The organism is Hydrogenophaga sp. ANAO-22, assembly GCF_042466645.1.
In the GTDB taxonomy this organism is placed as follows: domain Bacteria; phylum Pseudomonadota; class Gammaproteobacteria; order Burkholderiales; family Burkholderiaceae_C; genus Hydrogenophaga.
The window spans coordinates 56,863-78,670 of sequence record NZ_CP159957.1; the positions used below are offsets into that span (position 1 = coordinate 56,863).

General features: G+C 63.1%; 25 protein-coding genes and 2 pseudogenes. 16 read left to right on the forward strand and 11 right to left on the reverse strand.

Annotated features, from left to right (window positions below):
• Window positions 1–140: 140 nt before the first annotated feature.
• From ABSY19_RS28700 to ABSY19_RS28710, 3 genes are all read right to left on the reverse strand, one after another.
• A complete protein-coding gene (locus ABSY19_RS28700; protein WP_382164070.1) occupies window positions 141–416 on the reverse strand; it encodes a hypothetical protein in 276 nt (91 codons plus the stop codon).
• 315 nt (window positions 417–731) lie between these two features.
• Window positions 732–833 (reverse strand): antitoxin Xre/MbcA/ParS toxin-binding domain-containing protein, encoded by a 102-nt coding sequence (locus ABSY19_RS28705; protein ID WP_382164151.1) that lies wholly within the window; start codon window positions 831–833, stop codon window positions 732–734.
• On the reverse strand, window positions 797–988 hold the full coding sequence (locus tag ABSY19_RS28710) for a hypothetical protein (RefSeq protein ID WP_382164153.1): 192 nt from the start codon (window positions 986–988) through the stop codon (window positions 797–799). The genes ABSY19_RS28705 and ABSY19_RS28710 overlap by 37 nt, the downstream gene beginning before the upstream one ends.
• An 8-nt stretch (window positions 989–996) precedes the next feature.
• Between ABSY19_RS28710 and ABSY19_RS28715 the strand changes: the two genes are divergently transcribed.
• The 3 genes from ABSY19_RS28715 (at window position 997) to ABSY19_RS28725 (ending at window position 2,425) form a co-directional block, all read left to right on the forward strand.
• Window positions 997–1,716, forward strand: a complete 720-nt coding sequence (locus tag ABSY19_RS28715) for a metallophosphoesterase (RefSeq protein WP_382164072.1) — start codon at window positions 997–999, stop codon at window positions 1,714–1,716.
• A 181-nt stretch (window positions 1,717–1,897) separates the two neighbouring features.
• The gene (locus tag ABSY19_RS28720; protein WP_382164074.1) at window positions 1,898–2,107 is read left to right on the forward strand and encodes a hypothetical protein; all 210 of its coding nucleotides are present in this window, start codon (window positions 1,898–1,900) and stop codon (window positions 2,105–2,107) included.
• Window positions 2,108–2,425, forward strand: coding sequence for a hypothetical protein (locus tag ABSY19_RS28725; RefSeq protein WP_382164076.1), 318 nt, complete (start codon window positions 2,108–2,110; stop codon window positions 2,423–2,425). It abuts the gene before it with no gap.
• Between the two features lie 99 nt (window positions 2,426–2,524).
• Here the strand turns inward: ABSY19_RS28725 and ABSY19_RS28730 are convergent, their stop codons facing one another.
• Window positions 2,525–2,818 (reverse strand): hypothetical protein, encoded by a 294-nt coding sequence (locus ABSY19_RS28730; RefSeq protein ID WP_382164078.1) that lies wholly within the window; start codon window positions 2,816–2,818, stop codon window positions 2,525–2,527.
• Between ABSY19_RS28730 and ABSY19_RS28735 the strand changes: the two genes are divergently transcribed.
• Window positions 2,819–3,586 carry a hypothetical protein gene (locus ABSY19_RS28735; protein WP_382164080.1) on the forward strand — a complete coding sequence of 256 codons (768 nt, stop codon included), beginning with the start codon at window positions 2,819–2,821 and terminating at the stop codon, window positions 3,584–3,586.
• Window positions 3,587–3,596: 10 nt separating this feature from the next.
• On the opposite strand, the gene ABSY19_RS28740 is transcribed toward ABSY19_RS28735, so the two are convergent.
• Window positions 3,597–4,334, reverse strand: a complete 738-nt coding sequence (locus tag ABSY19_RS28740) for a hypothetical protein (protein ID WP_382164082.1) — start codon at window positions 4,332–4,334, stop codon at window positions 3,597–3,599.
• Between the two features lie 63 nt (window positions 4,335–4,397).
• On the opposite strand from ABSY19_RS28740, the gene ABSY19_RS28745 reads away from it, so the two are divergent.
• The 3 genes from ABSY19_RS28745 (at window position 4,398) to ABSY19_RS28755 (ending at window position 6,591) form a co-directional block, all read left to right on the forward strand.
• Entirely contained in the window at window positions 4,398–5,183 is a 786-nt protein-coding gene (locus ABSY19_RS28745; protein WP_382164084.1) for a metallophosphoesterase, read from the forward strand.
• Between the two features lie 100 nt (window positions 5,184–5,283).
• Entirely contained in the window at window positions 5,284–5,604 is a 321-nt protein-coding gene (locus ABSY19_RS28750) for a hypothetical protein (protein ID WP_382164086.1), read from the forward strand.
• Between the two features lie 63 nt (window positions 5,605–5,667).
• Window positions 5,668–6,591, forward strand: a complete 924-nt coding sequence (locus ABSY19_RS28755) for an SOS response-associated peptidase family protein (protein ID WP_382164087.1) — start codon at window positions 5,668–5,670, stop codon at window positions 6,589–6,591.
• A 104-nt stretch (window positions 6,592–6,695) separates the two neighbouring features.
• Here ABSY19_RS28755 and ABSY19_RS28760 read toward each other — a convergent pair.
• Window positions 6,696–6,971, reverse strand: a pseudogene (locus ABSY19_RS28760) (IS3 family transposase); the annotation flags it as partial.
• A gap of 64 nt (window positions 6,972–7,035) precedes the next feature.
• Here ABSY19_RS28760 and ABSY19_RS28765 point away from each other — a divergent pair.
• Window positions 7,036–8,412 carry an IS30 family transposase gene (locus ABSY19_RS28765; protein ID WP_382155535.1) on the forward strand — a complete coding sequence of 459 codons (1,377 nt, stop codon included), beginning with the start codon at window positions 7,036–7,038 and terminating at the stop codon, window positions 8,410–8,412.
• A 7-nt stretch (window positions 8,413–8,419) separates the two neighbouring features.
• On the opposite strand, the pseudogene ABSY19_RS28770 reads toward ABSY19_RS28765, so the two are convergent.
• Window positions 8,420–9,297 (reverse strand): annotated as a pseudogene (locus ABSY19_RS28770) (IS3 family transposase); the annotation flags it as partial.
• A gap of 226 nt (window positions 9,298–9,523) precedes the next feature.
• Window positions 9,524–9,988: an HAD domain-containing protein gene (locus tag ABSY19_RS28775; RefSeq protein ID WP_382164089.1), complete on the reverse strand. Its 465-nt coding sequence runs from the start codon at window positions 9,986–9,988 to the stop codon at window positions 9,524–9,526.
• A 39-nt stretch (window positions 9,989–10,027) separates the two neighbouring features.
• Here ABSY19_RS28775 and ABSY19_RS28780 point away from each other — a divergent pair, with 39 nt between their 5' ends.
• The 4 genes from ABSY19_RS28780 to ABSY19_RS28795 all read left to right on the forward strand — a co-directional run bounded on the left by ABSY19_RS28780 (window position 10,028) and on the right by ABSY19_RS28795 (window position 12,845).
• Entirely contained in the window at window positions 10,028–10,528 is a 501-nt protein-coding gene (locus tag ABSY19_RS28780; protein WP_382164091.1) for an HAD domain-containing protein, read from the forward strand.
• 41 nt (window positions 10,529–10,569) lie between these two features.
• Complete coding sequence (locus ABSY19_RS28785; protein WP_382155579.1) at window positions 10,570–10,920, forward strand: transposase; 351 nt, start codon at window positions 10,570–10,572, stop codon at window positions 10,918–10,920.
• Window positions 10,917–11,249, forward strand: coding sequence for an IS66 family insertion sequence element accessory protein TnpB (gene tnpB, locus ABSY19_RS28790; protein ID WP_382155582.1), 333 nt, complete (start codon window positions 10,917–10,919; stop codon window positions 11,247–11,249). Before ABSY19_RS28785 ends, tnpB begins: the two co-directional genes overlap by 4 nt.
• Window positions 11,250–11,330: 81 nt before the next feature.
• A complete protein-coding gene (locus tag ABSY19_RS28795; protein WP_382163701.1) occupies window positions 11,331–12,845 on the forward strand; it encodes an IS66 family transposase in 1,515 nt (504 codons plus the stop codon).
• Window positions 12,846–12,942: 97 nt separating this feature from the next.
• On the opposite strand, the gene ABSY19_RS28800 is transcribed toward ABSY19_RS28795, so the two are convergent.
• A complete protein-coding gene (locus tag ABSY19_RS28800) occupies window positions 12,943–13,116 on the reverse strand; it encodes a hypothetical protein (RefSeq protein ID WP_382164093.1) in 174 nt (57 codons plus the stop codon).
• Window positions 13,117–13,301: 185 nt separating this feature from the next.
• Between ABSY19_RS28800 and istA the strand changes: the two genes are divergently transcribed.
• Window positions 13,302–14,825, forward strand: a complete 1,524-nt coding sequence (istA, locus tag ABSY19_RS28805; RefSeq protein ID WP_382160144.1) for an IS21 family transposase — start codon at window positions 13,302–13,304, stop codon at window positions 14,823–14,825.
• Complete coding sequence (gene istB / locus ABSY19_RS28810; protein ID WP_382160147.1) at window positions 14,818–15,633, forward strand: IS21-like element helper ATPase IstB; 816 nt, start codon at window positions 14,818–14,820, stop codon at window positions 15,631–15,633. Before istA ends, istB begins: the two co-directional genes overlap by 8 nt.
• A gap of 41 nt (window positions 15,634–15,674) precedes the next feature.
• Here the strand turns inward: istB and ABSY19_RS28815 are convergent, their stop codons facing one another.
• The gene (locus ABSY19_RS28815) at window positions 15,675–18,014 is read right to left on the reverse strand and encodes an AAA family ATPase (RefSeq protein WP_382164095.1); all 2,340 of its coding nucleotides are present in this window, start codon (window positions 18,012–18,014) and stop codon (window positions 15,675–15,677) included.
• A 119-nt stretch (window positions 18,015–18,133) separates the two neighbouring features.
• A complete protein-coding gene (locus ABSY19_RS28820; protein ID WP_382164097.1) occupies window positions 18,134–18,292 on the reverse strand; it encodes a hypothetical protein in 159 nt (52 codons plus the stop codon).
• A gap of 69 nt (window positions 18,293–18,361) precedes the next feature.
• Here ABSY19_RS28820 and ftsH point away from each other — a divergent pair, with 69 nt between their 5' ends.
• Together ftsH and ABSY19_RS28830 are read left to right on the forward strand one after the other, a co-directional pair.
• Entirely contained in the window at window positions 18,362–19,981 is a 1,620-nt protein-coding gene (gene ftsH / locus ABSY19_RS28825; RefSeq protein WP_382164099.1) for an ATP-dependent zinc metalloprotease FtsH, read from the forward strand.
• A gap of 36 nt (window positions 19,982–20,017) precedes the next feature.
• Window positions 20,018–21,754: a cation:proton antiporter gene (locus ABSY19_RS28830; protein WP_382164101.1), complete on the forward strand. Its 1,737-nt coding sequence runs from the start codon at window positions 20,018–20,020 to the stop codon at window positions 21,752–21,754.
• Window positions 21,755–21,808: the final 54 nt, after the last annotated feature.

Consider the following 21,808-nt stretch of genomic DNA (forward strand, 5'->3'; position numbering starts at 1 on the left):
GGCGCCGCGTGGTGCAGGTCGATGAAGTGCCCGAATGCTGCCGGTACTGAACGTCTGCAGATGGCCGATAGCCGAAGTCTAGACGCCGCGCGCACTTCGCGCCAAGCAACGAGTGCAGACTTCGAGGTTGCCGCTGTTGATCATGAACACTGGACTCCGCGATCAGGAGTACCGGAACAAGTGCTCACCAACGCTGGAATACGCACCAGTGCCAAAACATCATTCCCGGTCGCATTGCAGCTATGCAGCAGCATGAGCCAGTTTCGTGCAAGCGTCACGAATCCATCTAGCAAGTGGCCGCGGCGAGCCAAGAAATGAACCCTGATGTCAGAAGCGAGTGGAATCTCTAGATCCACTGCTTTACGCCACATCTGCAACATAGTACGAACATGGTCGTGATCGAGTTCAAGCTTCATGTTTGTCAATGTGGGCAACAGTGAACTAAGGTGACCGGTTTTGGGATGAAGAGCCCTGCTGGGTTTTCACCCTCATCTATGAGATCGAGAGTCTAGCCCGCAGAGATGGGGGAAGGTGACCAGTTATGGAACGCATGCACCGCCTGTTCAGAGCCTCCGTCCCATAACTGGTCACCTTTCACGAGCGGATCTTGTGGGTAAGGGTCCGTTGTACTCGCAGCTCAAGGCTGAGCAGTGCGCCGCTGAGCGAAATCTCGGCGACCATCCGCTCCATCACTTCGCTGATTCAGGGCTCACGACACCGATGCAAAGCAGCTACAAGACGCCACCGTATTTGATGGCCGTTAAGATGTCCTTTACCCTCTCCGCTCCTGCCTGGGTCACTGCAATTTGAAGCGGCGCATCACCATCGAGGATCGGATGCGGCGTCCGAAGCCATTGAGCAGCTTCCTCCCTGGTTTCAAATGTGTCGGTAGCCATTCGCTCCAGCTCTGACCGAAGCGGGTGAGCATTGGTCCTGTGTTCAGACATGGTGGATCCTCGAAGCTATGACTCGCCAGGCCGCCGTTCATTCTCAATCATGATTCTCTTTTGCGGCGACCCACACGGGCAGTTCAATCACATCCTGCTCGCGGCTGAAGAAACTCAGGCCCAAGCCGTGGTGCTGCTCGGCGACCTCGAGGCACCTGCTCCGTTGAGCGAGCTGCTCGCTCCCATCCGTGAGATCACCTGGCTGATTCACGGCAACCACGACACCGACGCTGAGACCAGCTTCCGGCACCTGTGGCTAGACGAGATGGGCGCTCGCAACCTGGATGGCCAGGTGGTCACCTTGCCTGGGGGCCTGCGCGTGGCGGGCCTGGGTGGCGTGTTTCGTGAAGCGGTGTGGCACCCGGACCCGGGCTCAAAGCTCCAGGGCAAGCCTGTTTTTGCGAGCGCAAAGGAGCATGCGGCGCGCACGCCACGCCAGGATCGTTGCGAGGGGCGGCAGCACCGCCGGCACTGGAGCTCGATTTACCCCGATGTTGTGGACCAGCTCGCCGGCATGCGCGCTGACGTGCTCGTAACGCATGAAGCGCCGGGGTATCACCCCTATGGCTTCGAGATCCTCGACACGCTGGCCCAGCAGATGGGCGTCAAAAAGTTGGTCCATGGGCACCAGCATGACCGCCAGGACAGCTCGGGGCGCTGGGAGCAGCAGGGCTTTCAGAGCTTTGGCGTGGGGTTTCGAGGCATCACAGGCCTGACGGCCGCAGGCGAGATGGTCGTCATCCGACCAGGCGAATTCGACCATCGTTGACGGCCTTGAGGCCTGAAGCGGGGAGGTGGCTCGCAGTCAGCGCAGCATCTGTGCGGCTAAAACACGGTTGCAATACACCGTGGATACACATAAAATGTGTTTCCGAGCCTTTATAGAACCACGTTCGGCTCGTCGTGGCACGGCCCTAACCCAGTCCGTGAGGATCAATCTGGAGCGATAAATGAAGCAAGTACGTAAGCAACTGATCATCCCTGAGGACATGGACCAGAACCTCACCCAGATTGCCAAGGACAGCGGCACAACTGCTTCCGAGGTCGTTCGTAAGGCCCTCAACCTCTACATGGTTGCGGTCGAGAAGAAGCGCGAGGGTATGAAGTTCGGGTTCGTCAAGCAGGGCGACCGCCTCGAAACCGAGGTAATTGGACTATGAATGCAGCCCGAACCATCAACCAAATCTCCTAACACCCTCGACCTCAACTCAATCCCTGGCAAGGCCACGGTCACCTGGCAGACAGAAGAGTCGCCGGAAGAGCAGGCGCATCGTCGCGACATTGAGCGCCGCGACCACATCAACGCCATCGCACTCGGCTGGCTGCTGGTGTTTCTAGTGGCGATGCTGGGCTCGGCCGCCGCCTATGCGGGGGTCATGTCCGATTCAGAAGGAACGCGCTCTGCAGCGTGGGCGGTGGTTGCAGCAGCCATCGCCGCGGTGCCCAGCTTCTTCGCAGGGCGCTGGAGCGCAAAGTAGGGCCACAACGCACCAGGCGTTATGTGCCTGGTGCACACCCTGCCATCAAAGGTGACCGTTTATGGGACGGCCACCACCATATCGATCTGATCGCCAGGCTTAGAGCGGCAGGGCCATGGCCAGCGCCTTGTCCGCGTCGGGCGCACGCCCATCGAACGCCTCGCTGTTGGCGTGGAAGTACCAGGCCGCGTGCAGCTTGATCCAGGCGGCGCGCCCAAGCGCGATCGCATCCAAAACCTCCGGCCGATTCAGGACTGAGGCCTTGTTCATCTCGGCCTGGGTAGCTGCGTGCGCGGCTTCGTAAGCCTCGTACAGCTCGGGGAAGTGGGCGTGGAGAACCTTCTTGTGGGCGGGGGCAATCCAGCGCGCATGAAGCAGGTGTGGGATGAGCACGTGGCCACCACAACCAAACCGCCGGCGGTGCCGGTGCAGGTGCTGCCACAAACCATCACCCAGGCCGTAGACGCCGCCTCAAAGCTTCTGATCGACCGCCTCGCCGTGATCGCCACCGAGATCCACGCCCGGGCAGTGGAGGACGCCGGCGTCAAGGTGGATGGGGTCATGAAAATGGCCGCAGAGCAGCGCGAGACCGCTGATCGTGAGCTGGCCGATGCCGGTCAGGCCGTCGAAGACATGGAAGCCAAGGTCGATTCGATGCAGGCCGCTCTCGATGAGCACGTGGCCATGATCGAAGGGCTGCGCCAGGAGCTGGCTGCCAAGGGTCTGGAGAACGCTCAGCTGACCGAACGCGTGGCGCAGCTGGTGGCGACACAAACCGCAGCCGACAAGCAGCACGCAGCAGCCCTCCACGAACACAAGGCAGACCACCAGGTCGAGGTGAACGAGCTTCGCCGTGAACTGGCCGAGGTTCGCAAGGCAGCAGAAAGCCAGCTGGGGGCGCGTGCGGCGCTGGAGCACCAGGTGTGGCCGATCTCAAGCAGCGTGAGACCGTTGCAGTGGCCGATGCGCGCTCAGCTCATGATGAGACCGCCACGCTGCGCGGGCGCATCGAGGGTTTGGAAGCCGCGGCCAAGGCCGCGGCGCAAGTCAAGCCCGCTGGGAAGAAGGTCGCAGCAGGGCAGGGAGCTGCGCCGGCGAAGGCTCCTCGCAAACCTCGCCCCCCAAAGGTCGTGTGACATTTGTGTCAAATGGGGCAAATGACCTAAATAATTCATGGTCCAGCTGGGGACCGCAGGCGCTTTCTCTCTCGCAGGTAATTGAACATAAGACGGATCATTTGATCCCCCGTCACGAGATCTCTCTCTTTCAACGCCACGAGTGTTTGCCCCACGTGGTCGAGAACGACTTCATCACCGGACAGCCTGGTGACCGCTTCAGCGAATTCATCGAGCTTCGTCCTGGTGGCTCGTACTTCATGTTGATTTGCGAGGTCGAGAATGAATTTCCCAACGTCGTCCACGGGGATCTCCATTGACACCCTGGAGTGGGCCATCCACCCGGCGCGCAATGCATGCGCGTCATGTAGCGCGTGATGGCGCGGCTGGCCGGGTTGAGCGTGGTATTGCTCGATTGCTTCGTTGAAGGCAGGTTCTTCAGATCGCCATGCCAGCTTGAGCACCTTGGGGTCCAGGTTCGACGGAAGACCGTCTTCCAGGGCATCCCAAAGGAGATCTCGATCATGGGTCGAGTCGCATGCGATTTGCACCTTTCCGGGGAAGGACTTGAACCACTCATAGAGGCGCTGCGTCAACTCCTCTCGCGTGCAGATGGCCTCTGGCTGCTGGCTAAGGTGAGGCTTCACGGCCTCGAGCACAAAGTTGCTCTCCGCCTCACGCTGGTAGTCGTTTCGCTCGGCATAAAACGTGCGCCCGTCCTCGCTGACCATCCCGATTGAGATCAGCTCAATGTCGATGAAGTCAGTGAACTCGGTGTCCAGAAAAATCAGCATGGCCAGCGCTTCCAGGGAGAAATCCAACCTCATTGTGATGCAGCATTCGAGGTGCCATACACCATGAAAATCCTCGTTCTCTCAGACCTTCACCTCGAATCCGCCAAGTTCGCTCCCAGCGTTGATGCGGGCGTGGATGTGGTGGTTCTGGCCGGAGACATTGCGCCAGGCCTGCGCGGGCTGCGCTGGGCGCGCGAGACCTTCTCCAGCCAGGAGATCGTGTACGTGGCGGGCAATCATGAGTTCTACGATCACCAGCTGGAAGCGCTGGGCCTGCAGCTGCGAGAAGCCGCTAAAGGCCTTGGCGTGAATTTCCTGGAGCGCAGCGCCGTCAACATTGATGGTGTGCGGTTCCTGGGCACTACGCTCTGGACCGACTTCGAACTCTTTGGACGCGCCAGGAGCGCAGAGTCGATGAGCACCGCTTCGCTGTACGTGGAAGATTTCAGCTGCATCAAGACCTTCCGCGGCGGGCCGCCGGATCAGGCCGCTCAAACGCGCAAATTCACGCCTTCAGATGCGAAGAGGGAATTCGAGCTGAACGCTGTCTGGCTGGGCGCCGAGCTGGCGTCTGTCGACCCTGCGCGCACCATCGTTGTGACGCACCATGCACCCCACAGGTTGTCTGTCGAGGCTCGGTTTTCCAGCGACCTGTTGTCCAGCTCGTTTGCTTCGGATATCTCCAGGTTGCTGGGCAAAAGCAAGTTCTGGATCCACGGCCATATGCACAGCAGCAGCCGCTACACCGTCAACGGAACCGAGGTGATCTCAAACCCTCGCGGATACCGACGCAAGGACGGGTCGATGGAAAACGGCGCATTCGACCCGGGCCTGGTCATCGAGCTTTAAGCCGCACGTCGGCGGGCAAAAGGGGTGCATCGTAGGAACTGTATATTTATACAGTTTTGATCAAATCTACTTCCCCTGCTCTGATGCCATGCGTGTGACCGTGACGAAGCTGCGCAAAGCTGGTCATCTGCTCCCCGTGGAATCCCGGGAGCCCATGCTCGGCCAGATGTACACGCGCCAGGTCAAAGGCGCCAAGGTCCTCGAGTTCGAGCCTTCCGGCAACAGCTTGCCCGGGGAGCATGGCCTGTTTGAGGCCAAGGTGAAGAAGGTGCCCAAGGGGACTTCGATCGCCGTGTATGCCGGCTCGACCAACGAAAACGGAGCCTGGGTTTGCCAGGAATGGGAGATCGATTTCAGCCCTGTTGGCAGTGGCTGGCTCAAGTCGCAGCCACGTTACCCTTCAGGACCAAGAATCCGGTAGCGAGCCGCACCGCCGCACGCGGCTCCACCGGGGGTAAGGTTAGGCTTTTTCAGGGGCATGCCAATGTGCTACTCCGCTCAAATCTGGGCGGACTACAAAAAGTACGTGCGCCTCTATGGCTCGAAGATCGACGTTGGAACCTTCGCTGAGCTTTTCTGGTCGCGCCTGGCCGACCCGAAGATCATCATTCCAAAGGCCGTGGAGGCATCTTTCGATCACCCCAGCAGCCCTGATGAGCAGCGCATCAAGGACCTGATCGACCAGCATAGGGCCGCCCAGGCCGCTGCGATCGAGGAGGAGCTGTTCAAGCAGAAGGCCCGTCTGGCCGACGCCGAGCGCAAGCTGGCCACCAAGCTGACGAAAGCGGCGACCGAGAGCAAACGTATCGCCACCGACAAGATCGCCAGGGGGCACAACCGATTGAAGGACCTCAACCGCTTCGAGCTGCAGCCGCGCGACTCGCGGATCTTCCCTGGCCACTATGCGCCCGTGATGGTGATGGAGAACGGCAGCAAGGTGACCAGGCTCATGCGCTACCAGTGCCGACCCGCTGGCAAACCGGCTTTCTACGACGAGAAGTACCCTGGGACCTACAACGCGCGCAAGACAAGCCTCACAGGCTTCTGGCGCGGCCAGTTCGGCCACACGCACGGGCTGATGATGGTGGACGTGTTCTATGAAAACGTGGACACGCCAGAGGGCAACCGCGTGCTGGAGTTCCACCCGGAACCAGCGAATCCGATGCTGGTCGCCTGCCTTTGGTCCAGGTGGACCGCGCCCGGTCAACCCGACCTGCTGTCGTTCGCCGCGATCACCGATGAACCGCCGCCAGAGGTTGCAGCAGCTGGCCATGACCGGTGCATCGTGTCGATTAAGCCGGAGAATGTTGATCGCTGGCTCCAGCCAGATCCTTCACGGCTTGATCAACAGATGGCTATCCTGGAAGACCCTGTGCGGCCGTTCTACGAGCACCGGCTGGCGGCGTAGTACGTATGGTGTGCCCATCCATAACAGGCCAGGGCCTGTTCTTGGATGGGTTTTGAACTCTAGGGTTGGCTGCTTGGGCTGCTGCCGGTTCCGTTGACACCGACCTAAGCTTCTTGAGCTCGCTCGAACTGTACGGGACTGAGATAGCCGAGCGTCGAATGCCGACGCGTCGGGTTGTAGAAGCACTCGATGTAATCGAACACGTCTGAACGGGCCTGCCCTCGCGTTCGATACACCTTCCTGGCCGTGCGCTCGGTCTTGAGGGAGCTGAAGAAGCTCTCCATGGCTGAGTTGTCCCAGACCTCGCCGGCCCTGCTCATGCTGCAGGTGATGCCCTGTTCGTCCAGCAGCTTCTGGAAGTGCTCGCTGGTGTACTGGGCGGATTCAACCGGTCGTCGCAACACCTTCAACCAGGAGGTGTTTATGGGACGACCCGCAGGATGGATGAAGCAATTGACAGGGAGAGACGCAATGCGCTGTCCGGGTGCGCCTTCGCTTCGACGTGAGATCGAGCGGCAATTCTGGAAGCAAATCGCGACCGGGATCACGAGCGAGAAGGCCGCGGAGGCCGTAGGTGTCTCCCAGCCGGCTGGTGGCCGCTGGTTCCGTCATCGTGGCGGCATGCCATTGTTTCTTTCAAACCCCATATCTGGACGGTATCTTTCATTCGCCGAGCGAGAAGAGATCGCTCTTCTGCGAGCCCAAGACGTTGGGGTAAGGGAGATTGCTCGCGTCATAGGGAGAAGTCCCTCGACAGTCTCACGAGAATTGGCCCGCAATGCTGCCACGCGCAGTGGGAAGCTCGAATATCGGGCGTCGGTCGCACAGTGGAAGTCCGAGTTGGTCGCCAGAAGGCCCAAGCCGGCCAAGCTCGTGAAGGACCAGCGTCTGCTCCAATATGTCCAAGACCGCTTGGAGGGCAAGATCCGTGATGCTCAAGGGCGCGAGATTGCGGGGCCTCGGCAAGCTCCATTTATCGGGCGTAACAAGCCCCATCGTGGTGACCGCAAGTGGGTCAATGGATGGTCGCCAGAACAGATCGCAAACCGACTGCAGGTCGACTTCCCGGATGATCCGTCCATGCGCATCTCACACGAAGCCATCTACCAGGCGCTCTATATCCAGGGTCGAGGCGCCCTCAAGCGCGAGCTGGTCACCTACCTGCGCACAGGGCGTGCCTTGCGCACGCCACGGGCCAGGTCCCAGGCCAAAGCGTGGGCACATGTCAGTGAAGATGTGATGATCTCCAGCCGCCCTGCTGAGATAGAAGATCGTGCTATCCCTGGTCACTGGGAGGGGGACCTGATCATCGGCCTGGACAGGTCGGCCATTGGCACGCTGGTGGAACGGTCAAGCCGTTTCACCATGCTCGTGCACCTGCCGCGCGAGGAAGGCTATGGACTGACTCCTCGAACAAAGAATGGTCCTGCGCTGGCGGGTTACGGAGCCGTGACCATGGCCAACGCGCTCAAGAGAACAGTGACGAAGCTGCCTACCCAGCTATGGCAGTCATTGACTTGGGATCGTGGCAAGGAGCTGTCCGACCATGCACGGTTCACTATCGAATCGGGGGTGAAAGTCTTCTTCGCCGATCCTCGCAGTCCATGGCAGCGCGGTACGAACGAGAACACAAACGGGTTGCTGCGCCAGTACTTCCCCAAGGGCACCGACCTGTCTCGGTGGAGTGAGCAAGACATTCAAGCCGTGGCACTGACCTTGAACAACAGACCTCGCAAAACGTTGGGCTGGAAGACGCCGGCTGAAGCGCTGAATGACTACCTAAAATCGGCTGATCAACCCGGTGTTGCATCGACCGGTTGAATCCGCCCTGGCTACCCTGGTCGGAGTGGTGCAGCAAGGCCACGGGTCTGCCCCGGCGCCACACGGCCATCATCAGCGCGTCCACCACGAGCTGGGAGGTCATGCTCTCCTGCATCGACCAGCCCACGATGCGACGGGAGTACAGGTCCAGCACCGCAGCCACGTACAGCCAACCTTCTGCTGTCCAGATGTAGGTGAAGTCGGCCACCCACTTCTGGTTCGGGCCATCGGCCTGGAACTGGCGGTCCAGCACGTTGTCAGCCACCGCGCTGCGCGCGCCCCGGTCCTTGGGCAGTCCACGACGACGGGGTCGAGCACGCAGTGCCTGCTCTCGCATGAGCCGCTCAATGCGGTGCAGACCACAAGCCTGACCTTGCTCCAGCACGTCGTGCCACACACGGCGTGCGCCGTAGGTGCGGTCGCTGCGCACGAAGCTCTGGTGGACCTGAGCGCCCAGCACTTCATCGCTGAGGCTGCGTTGGCTCCTGGGCCGCGTGAGCCACGCGTAGAAGCCGCCTCGCGAGACACCGAGCGCCTCGCACATCAGATTGACCGGCCAGGCCCCCCGGTGTTTCGCCACGAAGCCGAACTTCACATCGACTCCTTCGCGAAGTAGGCCGCGGCTTTTTTCAGGATGTCGCGCTCCATCTTGAGCTTGGCAACCTCCTTGCGCAGCCGCGCTATCTCGATGTCCTGGGCCTTTTGCTTGCCGTTGCCAGGGAACGCCTCCTGGGGCTCCTCTCGCAGCTCACGCACCCACTTGCGCAGCACGTTCTCGTGAACGTCCAGGTCCTTGGCCGCCTGGGCCACAGCCACCCCACGCTCAGTGACCAGCCTGACCGCCTCGAGCTTGAACTCTCGGCTGAATGTCCTTCTTCTCTCCATGAACCACCTCCGGTTTCATCCACCTTAACAAGGTGTCTTTGAAACCGGCAGCAGCCCAGCTCAACCATTTCTAGGTTTTGCTGCGTGTAGCGCGCGGTCCGGAAACGAAAGAATTGTTTCGAGTCCTGCCCAGATGGGCCAAAAGAAGGCACTTGAGGTGGCTGAAACGTCCGCTATCCGAGCAAAAGCCATGAGATCTAAAGAATTGTTTCGATGACTTTTCGCGTCACCGCGTCAGCTCTGAAAGGGCAAGAATCTTTGTCTTCAAAGCCTCGATGTTGACAGAGGTCAAGCCTACATTCCCATCGGTCTTGATGACGTTGTCGGTAGTCTTGAAGCAGGCGGCCTCGTCCTCGATGGCCAGCCAGCGCTCCTGGTGGCGCCCATTCTCGTGCAGCCAGTTGCGGCACTGCGTTTCGCGTTCTGGCAGGCCACCAAAGTCCATCGCCGGGCGCTTGACCTGTTGGGTTTGGCCCACCACCAGGCGCTGTAGTGCGGGGTAAGCCTGGAAGTTGCGAAGGATCTGCTCATGATCCTTGTAGGCTGCCCAGGAGCTGGAAACAACGAACTCGATGCGAGGGCAGCTCACGATGACCTGATCTAGCAGGCCGGCCTTTTCGAACAGGCGATCAGACTTCGCCCAGGTTGGGTGAAGCACGCCATCGAAGTCTAGAAAAATCGTCACCACCATCGTGTTGTCCTCAGGGAAGCCAGAGACAATCTAACCGACATGACACAACCCGCGCCAGGTGCAATCACCCTCTTCCTCGACTTCGACGGCGTCACGCATCCATACAGCGCGATCAAGGCGCCGGAGCGGATGTTCGAAGCGGCACCGTTGATCGAGGCGGTGCTTAGAGAGCACCCTGAGGTCGAGGTGGTGCTGAGCACTTCCTGGCGCGAGTCGTATCCGCTCGATGAGCTGCGTTACCTGTTCTCGATTGACATCGCAGAGCGCGTCATCGGCATCACGCCGATCTACAGCGGCGACCGCCAGTTTCCCATGCTGCCCTTCGAGCGATCGACGCACACCAGGCATGCCGAGTGCCAGATCTGGCTTCACGAAAATCGCTCGTTGGATCACCCGTGGATTGTGATCGATGACATGGCCAAGTGGTTCGATGAGGATCTTCCCAACTTGCTCCAGACCAACCCGGTCACCGGCTTCGTGCCTGCCGACCAGGAGCGCCGTAAGCGCGCGGCCATCCCACCCTTGAAGGGATCGGTCTAAGCGGCAACGATGGTGTCCACCAAGCGAAATAGGTGGACACCATGAATGAAGCCAAGAAGAAGACTCGCCGGCGGTACGACGCCGAGCTCAAGCAGCAGATCCTTGCCGAGTGCGCCAAGCCAGGCGCTTCGGTGGCCAGCATTGCCCTGTCGCACGGCATCAACGCCAATGTCGTGCACAAGTGGCGCCGCGAAGCGGGTGGCGCGCTGCCTGCACTCCAGGCTCCCGCATTCGTTCCAGTGCCGCTGCCGCCAGCGGCATGTTCACCAAGGCCTGCACTTGCACCAGACATCCGCGTCGAGCTGCGCCGTGGCGCCACCAGCGTCTCGGTGACCTGGCCCTTGGATGCGGCCGATCAGTGCGCCGTGTGGATGCGAGAGCTGATCAAGTGATCCGGGTTGATGCGCTGTGGCTTGCCACCGAGCCGCTGGACATGCGAGCAGGCACCGAGACGGCGCTGGCCCGCGTGGTGTCGGTCTTCGGCGCAGCGCGCCCGCACCACGCCTACCTGTTCGCCAATCGGCGCGCCAACCGCATGAAGGTGCTGGTGCACGACGGCATCGGTGTGTGGCTGGCAGCGCGTCGCCTGAACAGCGGCAAGTTCGTCTGGCCGCGTGATGCGGCCAGCACCGCCTCGCTTAGCCGCGCCCAGTTCGATGCGCTGGTGCTGGGCCTGCCCTGGCAGCGCCTGGCTGACGGCGGTGTCATCACCGTGGTCTGACTCTGAAGCGCTGACCGGCGCTTGCCAATTGGGGCATGCGCCAATGGTGCGCACATTCCAGTGCTGGCACAGTGGATGCCCATGGTGGTCGAGCCTCAATCCCTGCAGAGCCTGAGCGCAGAAGAGCTGCGTGAGCTGACCACGCGCCTCATGACGCAGCTGCGCCACCAGAGCGCGTTGCTGGACAAACTCACGCACGAGAACGCGCTCTTGAAGCGCATGAAATTCGCCGCCCAGTCCGAACGCTTCAACCCCGAGCAGAAGAGCCTGCTCGAAGACGAGATCGAGGCCGATCTGGCGGCCGTGGCCACGGAGATCGATGCGCTGCAGGAAGCGCAGGCACCCGCCAAGGTTGAAGAGAAGAAGGTTCCCAAGCGCGCGCCGCTGCCAGCCAACCTGCCGCGGCGCGAGATCCGCCACGAGCCCGACTCGACCACCTGTGCCTGCGGTTGCCAGATGAAGCGCGTGGGCGAGGACGTGGCCGAGAAGCTGGACTATGTGCCTGGCGTCTTCAGCGTCGAGCGCCACATCCGTGGCAAGTGGGCTTGTGCGAAGTGCGAGACGCTCACCCAAGTCCCCGTCGATCCGCACATCATCGACAAGGGCATCCCCACCACCGGGCTGCTGGCGCAGGTGCTGGTGGCCAAGTACGCGGATCACCTTCCGCTGTACCGCCAGGAAGCGATCTTTGGTCGAGCTGGTCTCGCGATCCCGCGTTCCACGCTCGCTCAGTGGGTGGGCGCCTGTGGCGTGCAGTTGCAGCCACTGGTGGATGCCATGAGAAACGAGCTGCTGCAGCACCGCGTGCTGCATGCCGATGAGACGCCGGTGTCCATGCTCAAGCCGGGCAACGGAAAGACGCACCGGGCCTACCTCTGGGCCTATGCCACGGGTGCCTTCGAGAACACCAAGGTGGTCGTCTACGACTTCTGCGAATCACGCTCGGGCGAACACGCCCGGCGCTTCCTGGGTGACTGGAGAGGCAGCCTCACCTGTGACGACTTCAGCGGCTACAAGGCCTTGATCGCCAGTGGGGTGACCGAGGTCGGCTGCCTGGCGCACGCGCGGCGCAAGTTCTTCGATCTGCACGCGGCCAATCAAAGCCAGATCGCCGAGTTCGCGCTGCAGCAGTTCGCGCGGGTCTACGAGATCGAGCGCGAGGTCAAGGCGCTCAGTGCCGAGCAGCGCCAAGCCATCCGGCAACTACAAACGAAGCCGCTGCTCGATGCCTTGCACCAGTGGATGCTGCTGCAACGTCAGAAGGTGCCTGAGGGAACAGCTAGCGCCAAGGCGCTGGACTACAGTTTGCGGCGCTGGGAGGCACTGACCCGGTTCGCGGATGACGGGCAACTGCCCGTGGACAACAACTGGATCGAGAACCAGATCCGGCCCATTGCCATTGGCCGTAACAACTGGCTCTTCGCTGGCAGCCTGCGCGCTGGCCAGCGGGCGGCAGCCGTCATGAGCCTGATCCAGTCAGCGCGAATGAATGGCCACGACCCGTATGCCTACCTGCGCGATGTGATGGCACGCCTGCCTATGCAGCGCGCCAGCCAGATCGGCGAGCTGCTGCCACATCGCTGGCAGCCAGCCTGACAAAGCAATCTCAAAAACACGACCGCGCCATGCGGTCAAGATGGGATGGCCGCGCGCTTACGGAGCGCCTGCGCGCCATGATCCGTGAGCGTCTTCCTCATTCGAACCGGATGCGTTCAACCTCGGCAGCGCTGACTTCATCGGTGCGTCGGTCGTAGACCTTCGTCGTGACCGGGCTGGCGTGGCCAGCGAGCTGCTGCGCAATCTCTAAGGAGCCGCCGTTCTTCAGGTAGGCCGTGATGCCGGTGGCACGCATGCTGTGGTTGGTCACCTTACCTCGAAGAAACCAACCCTAATCACGGCTACATCGAGACACAGTTCAGGCTCATGCCTCACTAGCGTGTTGATTCATTTCCAAAACTGGGCCAATTTGGGACGCATTCACGTTGAAATTTGAGCCACGTTGCGGCTCTATCCTGCTGAATTTTTCAGCACGGGGGAGCAGGAGTGATCAACGTGAGCACATTGAGCAAGTTGCGCCGCCTCGTGCTGAGGCAGGACGTGTCAGTGCGCGAGGCCAGCCGGCGGCTGGGCATCTCGCGCAACACAGCCACCAAGTGGCTCAAAGAGGGTCAGATGGCCGAGCCCCGGTACCCGCAGCGGGTGGCGGGGGCGAGCATTCTGGACCCTTACAGGGAGCAGTTGAGCCAGTGGCTCAAGGCCGATAGCCACCGCAGCAAACGCGAGCGGCGCGGGATCAAGGCGATGTTTGAAGCGCTGCGCGCGCAGGGGTATGGCGGCAGCCGAGGGCCGGTGTACACCTTTGCCAAGCGCTGGCAGCAAGAGCAAGGCAACGCGGCACGCGGCGCGGGGTTTGTGCCGCTGAGTTTCGAGCTGGGAGAGGCGTTCCAGTTCGACTGGAGCTGCGAGTACCTCTTCATTGGCGGGCTGCGCCGGCGCCTGGAGGTGGCACACACCAAGCTGGCTGCCAGCCGCGCCTTCTGCCTGGTGGCGTACTACAGCCAAGCGCACGAGATGCTGTTCGATGCGCATGCCCGCGCCTTTGCTCTCTTCGGTGGCGTGCCCCGGCGGGGCATTTACGACAACATGAAGACCGCTGTGGACAAGGTCGGCCAGGGCAAGCAGCGCAGCGTCAATGCGCGTTTCGAGGCCATGACCGGGCACTACCTGTTCGAGCCGGAGTTCTGCAACCGCGCCGCCGGCTGGGAGAAGGGGGTTGTGGAGAAGAACGTGCAGGATCGACGCAAGGACATCTGGCGCGAAGCCAGTGAGCGGCGTTGGGGGACGCTGAGCGAGCTCAACAACTGGCTGGAACAGGCGTGTGTGAAGGCCTGGAGTGAGATGACCCACCCCGAATGGGCGCAGCTCACGCTGGCCGACGTCTGGCAGGACGAACGTGCTCGCCTCATGCCCAACCCGCGTGCCTTTGATGGCTATGTGGAGCAGCCGGTGCGGGTATCAGCCACGTCGCTGATCCACTTCCAGCGCAACCGCTACAGCGTGCCGTGTGAATGGATTCACGCGGTGGTCAGCCTGAGGGCCTACCCGGATAGCCTGCTGATAGTCGGGCCTGACGGGCGCCAGGTGCACCTGGCGCGCAGTTTCGAGCGCGATCAAACGCTCTACGACTGGATGCACTACATCGCGCTCATCGAACGCAAGCCAGGCGCGCTGCGCAACGGCGCGCCCTTCAAGACCATGCCCGAGCCGCTGCAGGAGCTGCAGCGCCAGCTGCTGCGCCACAACGGGGGCGACAGGGTGATGGCGCAGGTGCTCATGGGGGTGAGCCTGCACGGGCTGGAGGCCGTGCTGGTGGCCGTGGAGCTGGCGCTACAGTCCGGCCGGGTGAGTGCCGAGCACGTGCTCAACGTGCTCTCACGCCTGAAGGAGCAGCGCACCCCTGAGTCGCCGGTGGCCACCCTGCTCACGCTCAACACCCCGCCACTGGCCAACCTGCAGCGCTACGACGCACTACGCCACGCCCACCCCGAGGCAACATCGGAGTCCGGCCATGCATGACGTCATTGATGCCCTCAAGGCGTTGGGCCTGCACGGCATGGCCAGTGCCTGGCCTGAGGTGCTGGGCACCGCCCGCATGAAGTCGCTCGATCATGAAGCTGTGTTGCACCAGCTCATCAAGGCCGAGACCGCGCAGCGCGAGGTGCGCTCCATGGCCTACCAGATGCGCGTGGCGCGATTCCCCTCCCACCGCGATCTTGCCGGCTTTGACTTTGCCCACGCGCAACTCGATGAAGCGCTAGTGCGGCAACTGCACACACTTCGTTTCCTGGAGTCGGCGCACAACGTGGTGCTGGTCGGTGGCCCCGGCACAGGAAAGACGCATCTGGCCACGAGCCTAGGGATCGAGGCCATCCGCATGCATGGCAAGCGGGTGCGCTTCTTCTCCACCGTGGAGCTGGTCAATGCCCTGGAGTTGGAGAAGGCGCAGAACAAGACCGGTCAACTGGCGCACCGTCTGATGTACGTCGATCTGGTGATCCTGGATGAACTGGGCTACTTGCCGTTCACGCAGTCGGGTGGTGCCATGCTGTTCCACCTGCTCTCCAAGCTGTACGAGCGAACAAGCGTGGTGATCACCACCAACCTCACCTTCTCGGAATGGAGCAGCGTCTTTGGCGACGCCAAGATGACCACCGCTTTGCTCGACCGTCTCACGCACCACTGCCACATCGTGGAGACGGGCAATGAGAGCTGGCGATTCAAGCACTCCAGTGCCGCTGGCGCGGCACCACCCAAGCAACGCACCAAAACTCAGAAAGGAGATCGAAAAACAGCAGACCCTATAGACTTATCCACAACCGAATAGCCAGAAAGTCCATCAAACCAGTGGCTCAATATTCGACGTGATCACTGGCTCAGTTGTGCTGATGAATCAACAGTCGGATCGCTCTGCTCGATCAGGGCAAACAGATCCCGCAGCACCGACGGCGTTTCGGCCAGCATTGACGGGTTGTGTTCGGGGTCCGCAATCTGGTCCAGGTGCGAGAAGGCGTTCAAGAACCGCAGGATGCGCGTCTTGGCGGCGCTGTCGTGGTCGATGGCATCGAGCTGCTTGTAGAGGTCACCGGTCAGGTGAGGAACCCGGAAAGCGAGAAACGCTTCAAGCAGGCGCCGGGCCATGTTTGGCAGCGCGTAGTACGCCTCCAGCGTCGGTGCGTCTGCCTTCTTGGACTCTTCCTGGAGGCGCTTGAACAGGTAGTGGTACTCCGACTCGTAGCCCTTGAGCAGCGGATCCAGCTCGGAGAGCCTCGCGCCGCGCACGCCGCCCTTGATCTCCGTGGACAGCATGTAGAACCGCGCGGGGTGGAGCGCGGCATCCTTCTTGTTCTGCTGCGGCAGTTTGTCGAACCAGAGCCGGACCTGACGGAAGAACGTGAAGTTGTGGGTCAGCACAAACAGCTGGCCCGCCGCCGCCGTTCTGGCCTTCATGTAGCCGAACGCGCTGAAAAGAGAGTTCGCGTCGAGACTGGAAACCGGGTCATCAATGACGACGATGCCCCTCTCCAGATCGAAATCGGTGGCCTTCAGTGACTTCAAGAAGTACAGGAATGCGATGGACGTGCGCTCACCATCGCTCAGGTACAGGGCGGGCTGGTCGCCGCGCATGATCTTGTAGCCGTTCTGCTCGACATCGAAACGCAGTTCGTCGCGCCCGAGATACGAGGCCAGTTCCTTGTTCAGCTCCTCGGCGGGGCGCCGGTGTTGGCGCACCTGTTGCTCAAGCTCGGCGATCCGCCTTTTGAGGTCGTTGGCGGTGTCCGTCGCCGTCTTCAGATCGGCTGTGGCGTTGGAGAGCGCGGCGGACTTCGTCTTCCAATCGGGCAGGGCGCGGAGCAGCTCATCGCGGGCCAGCGCCTTCCTTGCGTTGGTGACAATGGCCTCGAAGTTCGAGGTTTGCCGGTTGTGCTCGGTTATCAGCTCGCTGAGTCTCGCAAACGCGGTCTGCCCGAGCGCTGTACCGACGACCGCCATTCCGGCGTACAGCCCGCGGAAGAGCGTTTCCCACCTGCTCGCCGGTACCTCATCGGGTTTGTGGCTGCTGATGAACTGCATAAGCTCCATGCTCTTGAACGGCTCATCCCGCTTGGCGTGCAGGGCCCGCAGCAGGACATCCAGCGCCGATGACATCATGCTCGCATGGCCGTTGAGGGACTTGAGCGCCTCCTCGTAGGCGGTGCGCAGGTTGCCGTACAAGGCCTCCTTGGGCGGGATCTCCAGCGATTTCTGAAACGCTTGGGCCTTCTGGACCTCGTCGATCAACTGGTCAAGCACTGACTGGAATCGCTTGAACTCGTCGTTGAAGTGGTCTTCCAACTGCTGGACGCGCTCGGGCTTCAAGGGGCCTCCGCAGAATTCGCAGGTGTCGGTCGCGTTGTCCCCGCTATGCAGCGCCAGGCCGGAGCCCACCCAGGTGGCAAGTGCTGGGTTGGTTGTCAGCCGTTCCACTACTTTGGACACGACGGAGCGCTCGAGGGCCGCTCGCGTCTTGTTGGTCAGATCGACAAGATCGGGAAAACCCACCGATGGCTCATCGACGGGGTCCATGATCGAGCTGTTCCTCGCGGCGAGATACTTCTTGCGGTCCGCCTCTGACAGCTTGGTTGGCGCGAGGGTGGCCTGAACGAGGTTCGCAATGTCCGCCTTGAAGTTGGCGGCGTTGTAGTTGTTGTACGGGCCACCGCCGGCGACCGTCAGCAGGTTCTTGATGCCCTTGGCTTCTTCGGAGCAGAACGACTCGTAAGCCGTGCTGGCGGTGGCCTCATCCTCACGATGCTTTACCGCCTGCGCTAGCGCCTTGTTCAGGTGAATCGCGAGCTGTTCGATCTGCTTTTGCTTGTCGACGCTGTCCTCCCCAAGGAAGAACACGGGCGGGAGCTGCTGGCCACCCGACTCGAAGATGCTGCGGTCGACGGTATCCCGATTGAAGACGCGCAAGGCGGGTAGTGGCGCGGAGCCGAAGTCAGCACCGTTGACGACCGCTTGGTCGACGAGCACCTGAACCTGGCCATCGGAGAGCGGCTGCTTGCGCTGGAGGTGCCGGAAGATGGTGGACAGGGAAGTCTTGCCCGCGCCGTTCCATCCGTAGATGACGTTGTAGCGGCTGAAGTCATGAAGGCCCGTCGCGGGCCAGCTGAAGTCCCGAAAGATGCGATAGCTGTGGGCCTTCACAAGGCGTGCAATCCTCATCCAATCTCCCTGGTTTCTCTGACTCGTGCAGGGGGCGCCTCGCGCTGGGAACGCTCACCTGCATCGGAGCCATTCCATGACGGCTTGGCACGTTATGTCATCTTCGTGAGCACCTTCGGTCAATCGTCCTCGGCTCCATCGAATTCAAAGGCCGAGAAGTCACTTGCAATTATTGCCTTCTCAAGATGGCCGTCCACGTCAGGCGGTTGTTTGAAGCGCATCGTTCTCATGTCGATCAAGTCCGCGACCGAGCTGTCTTTGAGGTTCTTCGGCACCACGATAGATGTCTTGGCTTCGCCATACAGGTTCGCCGCCGTGACGACGGCATCAATGCGAAATTCATCCGCGTGCGGGTCTGCCCGACCCTGGTGGCCAACCGCGTCGAGCCGGCGCTGGCCGAGCGGCTGGAGCGCTGGGAGGTGCCGTACACGCGCGTCGTGCAGAGCACGCTGCTGCGCGACCTGATGTCGTGGGTGGTGCCCGCGCTCGTGTTCTTCGGTCTCTGGATCTTCCTGATGCGCCGCTTCGCCGACAAGCAGGGCATGGGCGGCTTCATGTCGATCGGCAAGAGCAAGGCCAAGGTCTACATCCAGACCGACACCGGCGTGACCTTCGCCGACGTGGCCGGCGTCGACGAGGCGCGCCAGGAGCTCGAGGAAGTGGTCGACTTCCTGCGCCACCCGCAGGAGTACGGGCGGCTGGGCGCGCACATTCCCAAGGGCGTGCTGCTGGTCGGCCCGCCGGGCACCGGCAAGACGCTGCTGGCCAAGGCGGTGGCCGGCGAGGCCAAGGTGCCCTTCTTCTCGATCTCGGGCAGCGAGTTCGTCGAGATGTTCGTCGGCGTCGGCGCAGCGCGCGTGCGCGACCTGTTCGAGCAGGCGCGCGCCAAGGCGCCGGCCATCATCTTCATCGACGAACTCGACGCGCTCGGCCGCGCGCGCGGCGCCTTCCCGGGCATGGGCGGCCACGACGAGAAGGAGCAGACGCTCAACCAGCTGCTGGTCGAGATGGACGGCTTCGACGCCTCGGTCGGACTCATCATCCTCGCGGCGACGAACCGGCCCGAGATCCTCGACCCCGCGCTGCTGCGCGCCGGGCGCTTCGACCGCCAGGTGCTGGTCGACCGGCCCGACAAGAAGGGCCGCCTGGACATCCTGCGCGTGCACGTGCGCAAGGTGAAGCTGGACCCGGCGCTGCACCTGGACGAGGTGGCCGCGCTGACGCCCGGCTTCACCGGCGCCGACCTGGCCAACCTGGTCAACGAGGCGACGCTCGCCGCCACGCGGCGCAAGGCCGAGCAGGTGACGCTGGCGGACTTCACCATCGCCGTCGAACGCATCGTGGCCGGCCTGGAGAGGCGCAACCGCGTGCTCAACCCCGAGGAGCGCAAGACGGTGGCCTACCACGAGATGGGCCACGCGCTGGTGGCGCTGGCGCTGCCGGGCAGCGACGCGGTGCACAAGGTGTCGATCATCCCGCGCGGCATCGGCGCGCTCGGCTACACCATCCAGCGCCCGACCGAAGACCGCTACCTGATGACGCGCAAGGAACTCGAACGCAAGATCGCCGTGCTGCTGGGCGGACGCGCGGCCGAGCTGCTGGTGTTCGGCGAGCTGTCCACCGGTGCCTCCGACGACCTGGCCAAGGCCACCGACATCGCGCGCGACATGGTCAGCCGCTACGGCATGGACGAGGGTCTGGGCTACGTCGCGCTGGAGGCGCAGCGTTCGACGATGCTGGACCTGCCGGCCGCGTTCGGGCAGGGCGGGCCGGCGCTGTCGGAGCAGACGCGCCAGCGCATCGACGAGGCGATCCGCGGCATCGTGATGGGCGCCTTCGACCGCGCCACGGCCATCCTCGCCACCAACCGCGAGGTGCTCGAGCGCGGCGCGCAGGCCCTGCTGGCGCAGGAGACGCTGGACGAGCCGGCGATCCGCACGCTGACCGCCGACCTGCGGCACGCGTAGCGCTGTCGAGCCTTCGCCGCGCGAAGTCGGGCCGTCATGGCGCACCTGACGCAGATCCTGCTGTTGCTGGCCGTGGCGGTGGCGGTGGTGCTCGCCTGCCAGCGGCTGCAGGTGCCCACCGCTCTGGGCTACCTGCTGGTCGGCGTGATTCTCGGGCCGCACACCGCCGGGCCGACGGTGAACGTGCCCGAGTTCGCGGCGCTGGCCGAATTCGGCGTCGTGTTCCTGCTGTTCACGATCGGCCTGAACTTCTCGCTGCCGCAGCTGCAGGCGCTGCGCCACCAGGTGCTGGGCCTGGGCACGGGCCAAGTCGCCTTCACCACCGCGGCAGTGGGGCTGGCGGGCTGGCTCGCCGGCGTGCCCGCGGCCGCGGCCTTTGTGCTCGGGGCGGTGTTCGCGCAATCGTCGACGACCATCATCGCCAGCCTGTTGAAGGAGCGCGGTGAGGACAACGCGCCGCGCGGCCGCCTGGGCCTGGCGATGTCGGTGTTCCAGGACGTCACCGCCGTGCCCTTCCTCGTCGTCATCCCGGTGCTGGGCGCTGCGACGGCGGCCGACGTGCTGGCCGCTGAACTGGCCTGGGCGCTGGCCAAGGCGCTGCTGGCCTTTGCCCTGGTCTTCATCGCCGGCCGGCTGCTGCTGCGCCGCCTGATCCACCATGTGGCCGAGGGCCGCTCGGCGGAGATGTTCACGCTGACCGTGCTGCTGATCGCGTTGCTGGCGGCCTGGGCCACGCAGGGATTCGGGCTGTCGCTGGCCTTCGGCGGCTTCCTGGCGGGCATGATCCTCGGCGAGACCGAGTTCCGGCATCAGGTCGAGGCCTCGATGCGGCCCTTCCGCGACGTGCTGCTGGGCCTGTTCTTCGTCGGCATCGGCATGCGTTTCGACCCGTCGGCGGCCTGGCCCGTGCTGCACTGGGCGTTGCTGGGGGCGGCGGTGATCCTGGCGAGCAAGCTGCTGATCGTTGCGACCATGGTGCGCCGCGCCGGGCTGCCGCTTCAGCAGGCCTGGCGCACCGCGCTGCTGCTGGCCGTTGGCGGCGAGTTCGGCCTCGCGCTGGTGGCCATCGCGCTCGATGCGCAGGTCGTCGATGCGCGCCTGGGGCAGATCGCCATCAGCGCGGTGCTGTTGTCGATGGTGGCCGGTGCGCTGCTGATCCGCTTCAACGGCGCCATCGCCGCACGGCTGGCCGCAACGGCCGGGCCGCACCCAGAGCTGCCAGGCGGGGACGCGCTGCAGGCCGCCGCAGGCAGGCCCGGGCAGGTGGTGATTGGCGGCTACGGGCGGGTCGGCCACACCATTGCCGTGCTGCTGCAGGCGCGCGGCGTGCCCTTCGTCGCGCTCGACACCGACCCGAAGCGGGTCGCGCAGGGCCGCGCCGACGGGCACGCGGTGTCCTACGGCGACATCGCCGACCCCGAGCTGCTGGCGGCAATCCACGTCGAGCGGGCGGCGCTGGTGCTGCTGGCGGTCGACGACGCGGGAACGGCGCTGAAGGCCGTCACGCTGCTGCGCAGGGCCTGCCCGCAGGTGCCGGTGATTGCCCGGGCGCGCAATCTCGACGACAGCGCCGCGCTGATCGCGGCGGGCGCAGCGCATGCGCATCCCGAGGCGATCGAGGCCAGTCTGCGCCTGGGCGCCGCGGCGCTGCAGATGCTCCAGGTGCCCGCCGAAGAGGTCGAGCAACTGGTCCAAGGGGTGCGCGACTGGGATTACCGCCCGGTGGTCGATGCCGGGGAAGAGCGCGACGCAGGGCCACCGGCTGCGCGCTGACGCCCGACAAGGCCGGCAAAGATCGGTACCGCTATGCTGACTTGCTGCAGGAGA

Bases quoted from the DNA above. Each gene is read 5' to 3' on its own strand.
- ABSY19_RS28700 (WP_382164070.1), bottom strand. From the start codon at position 416: ATGAAGCTTGAACTCGATCACGACCATGTTCGTACTATGTTGCAGATG.
- ABSY19_RS28710 (WP_382164153.1), bottom strand. From the start codon at position 988: ATGAACGGCGGCCTGGCGAGTCATAGCTTCGAGGATCCACCATGTCTG.
- ABSY19_RS28715 (WP_382164072.1), top strand. From the start codon at position 997: ATGATTCTCTTTTGCGGCGACCCACACGGGCAGTTCAATCACATCCTG.
- ABSY19_RS28720 (WP_382164074.1), top strand. From the start codon at position 1,898: ATGAAGCAAGTACGTAAGCAACTGATCATCCCTGAGGACATGGACCAG.
- ABSY19_RS28725 (WP_382164076.1), top strand. From the start codon at position 2,108: ATGCAGCCCGAACCATCAACCAAATCTCCTAACACCCTCGACCTCAAC.
- ABSY19_RS28740 (WP_382164082.1), bottom strand. From the start codon at position 4,334: ATGCTGATTTTTCTGGACACCGAGTTCACTGACTTCATCGACATTGAG.
- ABSY19_RS28745 (WP_382164084.1), top strand. From the start codon at position 4,398: ATGAAAATCCTCGTTCTCTCAGACCTTCACCTCGAATCCGCCAAGTTC.
- ABSY19_RS28755 (WP_382164087.1), top strand. From the start codon at position 5,668: ATGTGCTACTCCGCTCAAATCTGGGCGGACTACAAAAAGTACGTGCGC.
- ABSY19_RS28765 (WP_382155535.1), top strand. From the start codon at position 7,036: ATGAAGCAATTGACAGGGAGAGACGCAATGCGCTGTCCGGGTGCGCCT.
- ABSY19_RS28775 (WP_382164089.1), bottom strand. From the start codon at position 9,988: ATGGTGGTGACGATTTTTCTAGACTTCGATGGCGTGCTTCACCCAACC.
- ABSY19_RS28780 (WP_382164091.1), top strand. From the start codon at position 10,028: ATGACACAACCCGCGCCAGGTGCAATCACCCTCTTCCTCGACTTCGAC.
- ABSY19_RS28785 (WP_382155579.1), top strand. From the start codon at position 10,570: ATGAATGAAGCCAAGAAGAAGACTCGCCGGCGGTACGACGCCGAGCTC.
- ABSY19_RS28795 (WP_382163701.1), top strand. From the start codon at position 11,331: ATGGTGGTCGAGCCTCAATCCCTGCAGAGCCTGAGCGCAGAAGAGCTG.
- istB (WP_382160147.1), top strand. From the start codon at position 14,818: ATGCATGACGTCATTGATGCCCTCAAGGCGTTGGGCCTGCACGGCATG.
- ABSY19_RS28815 (WP_382164095.1), bottom strand. From the start codon at position 18,014: ATGAGGATTGCACGCCTTGTGAAGGCCCACAGCTATCGCATCTTTCGG.
- ABSY19_RS28830 (WP_382164101.1), top strand. From the start codon at position 20,018: ATGGCGCACCTGACGCAGATCCTGCTGTTGCTGGCCGTGGCGGTGGCG.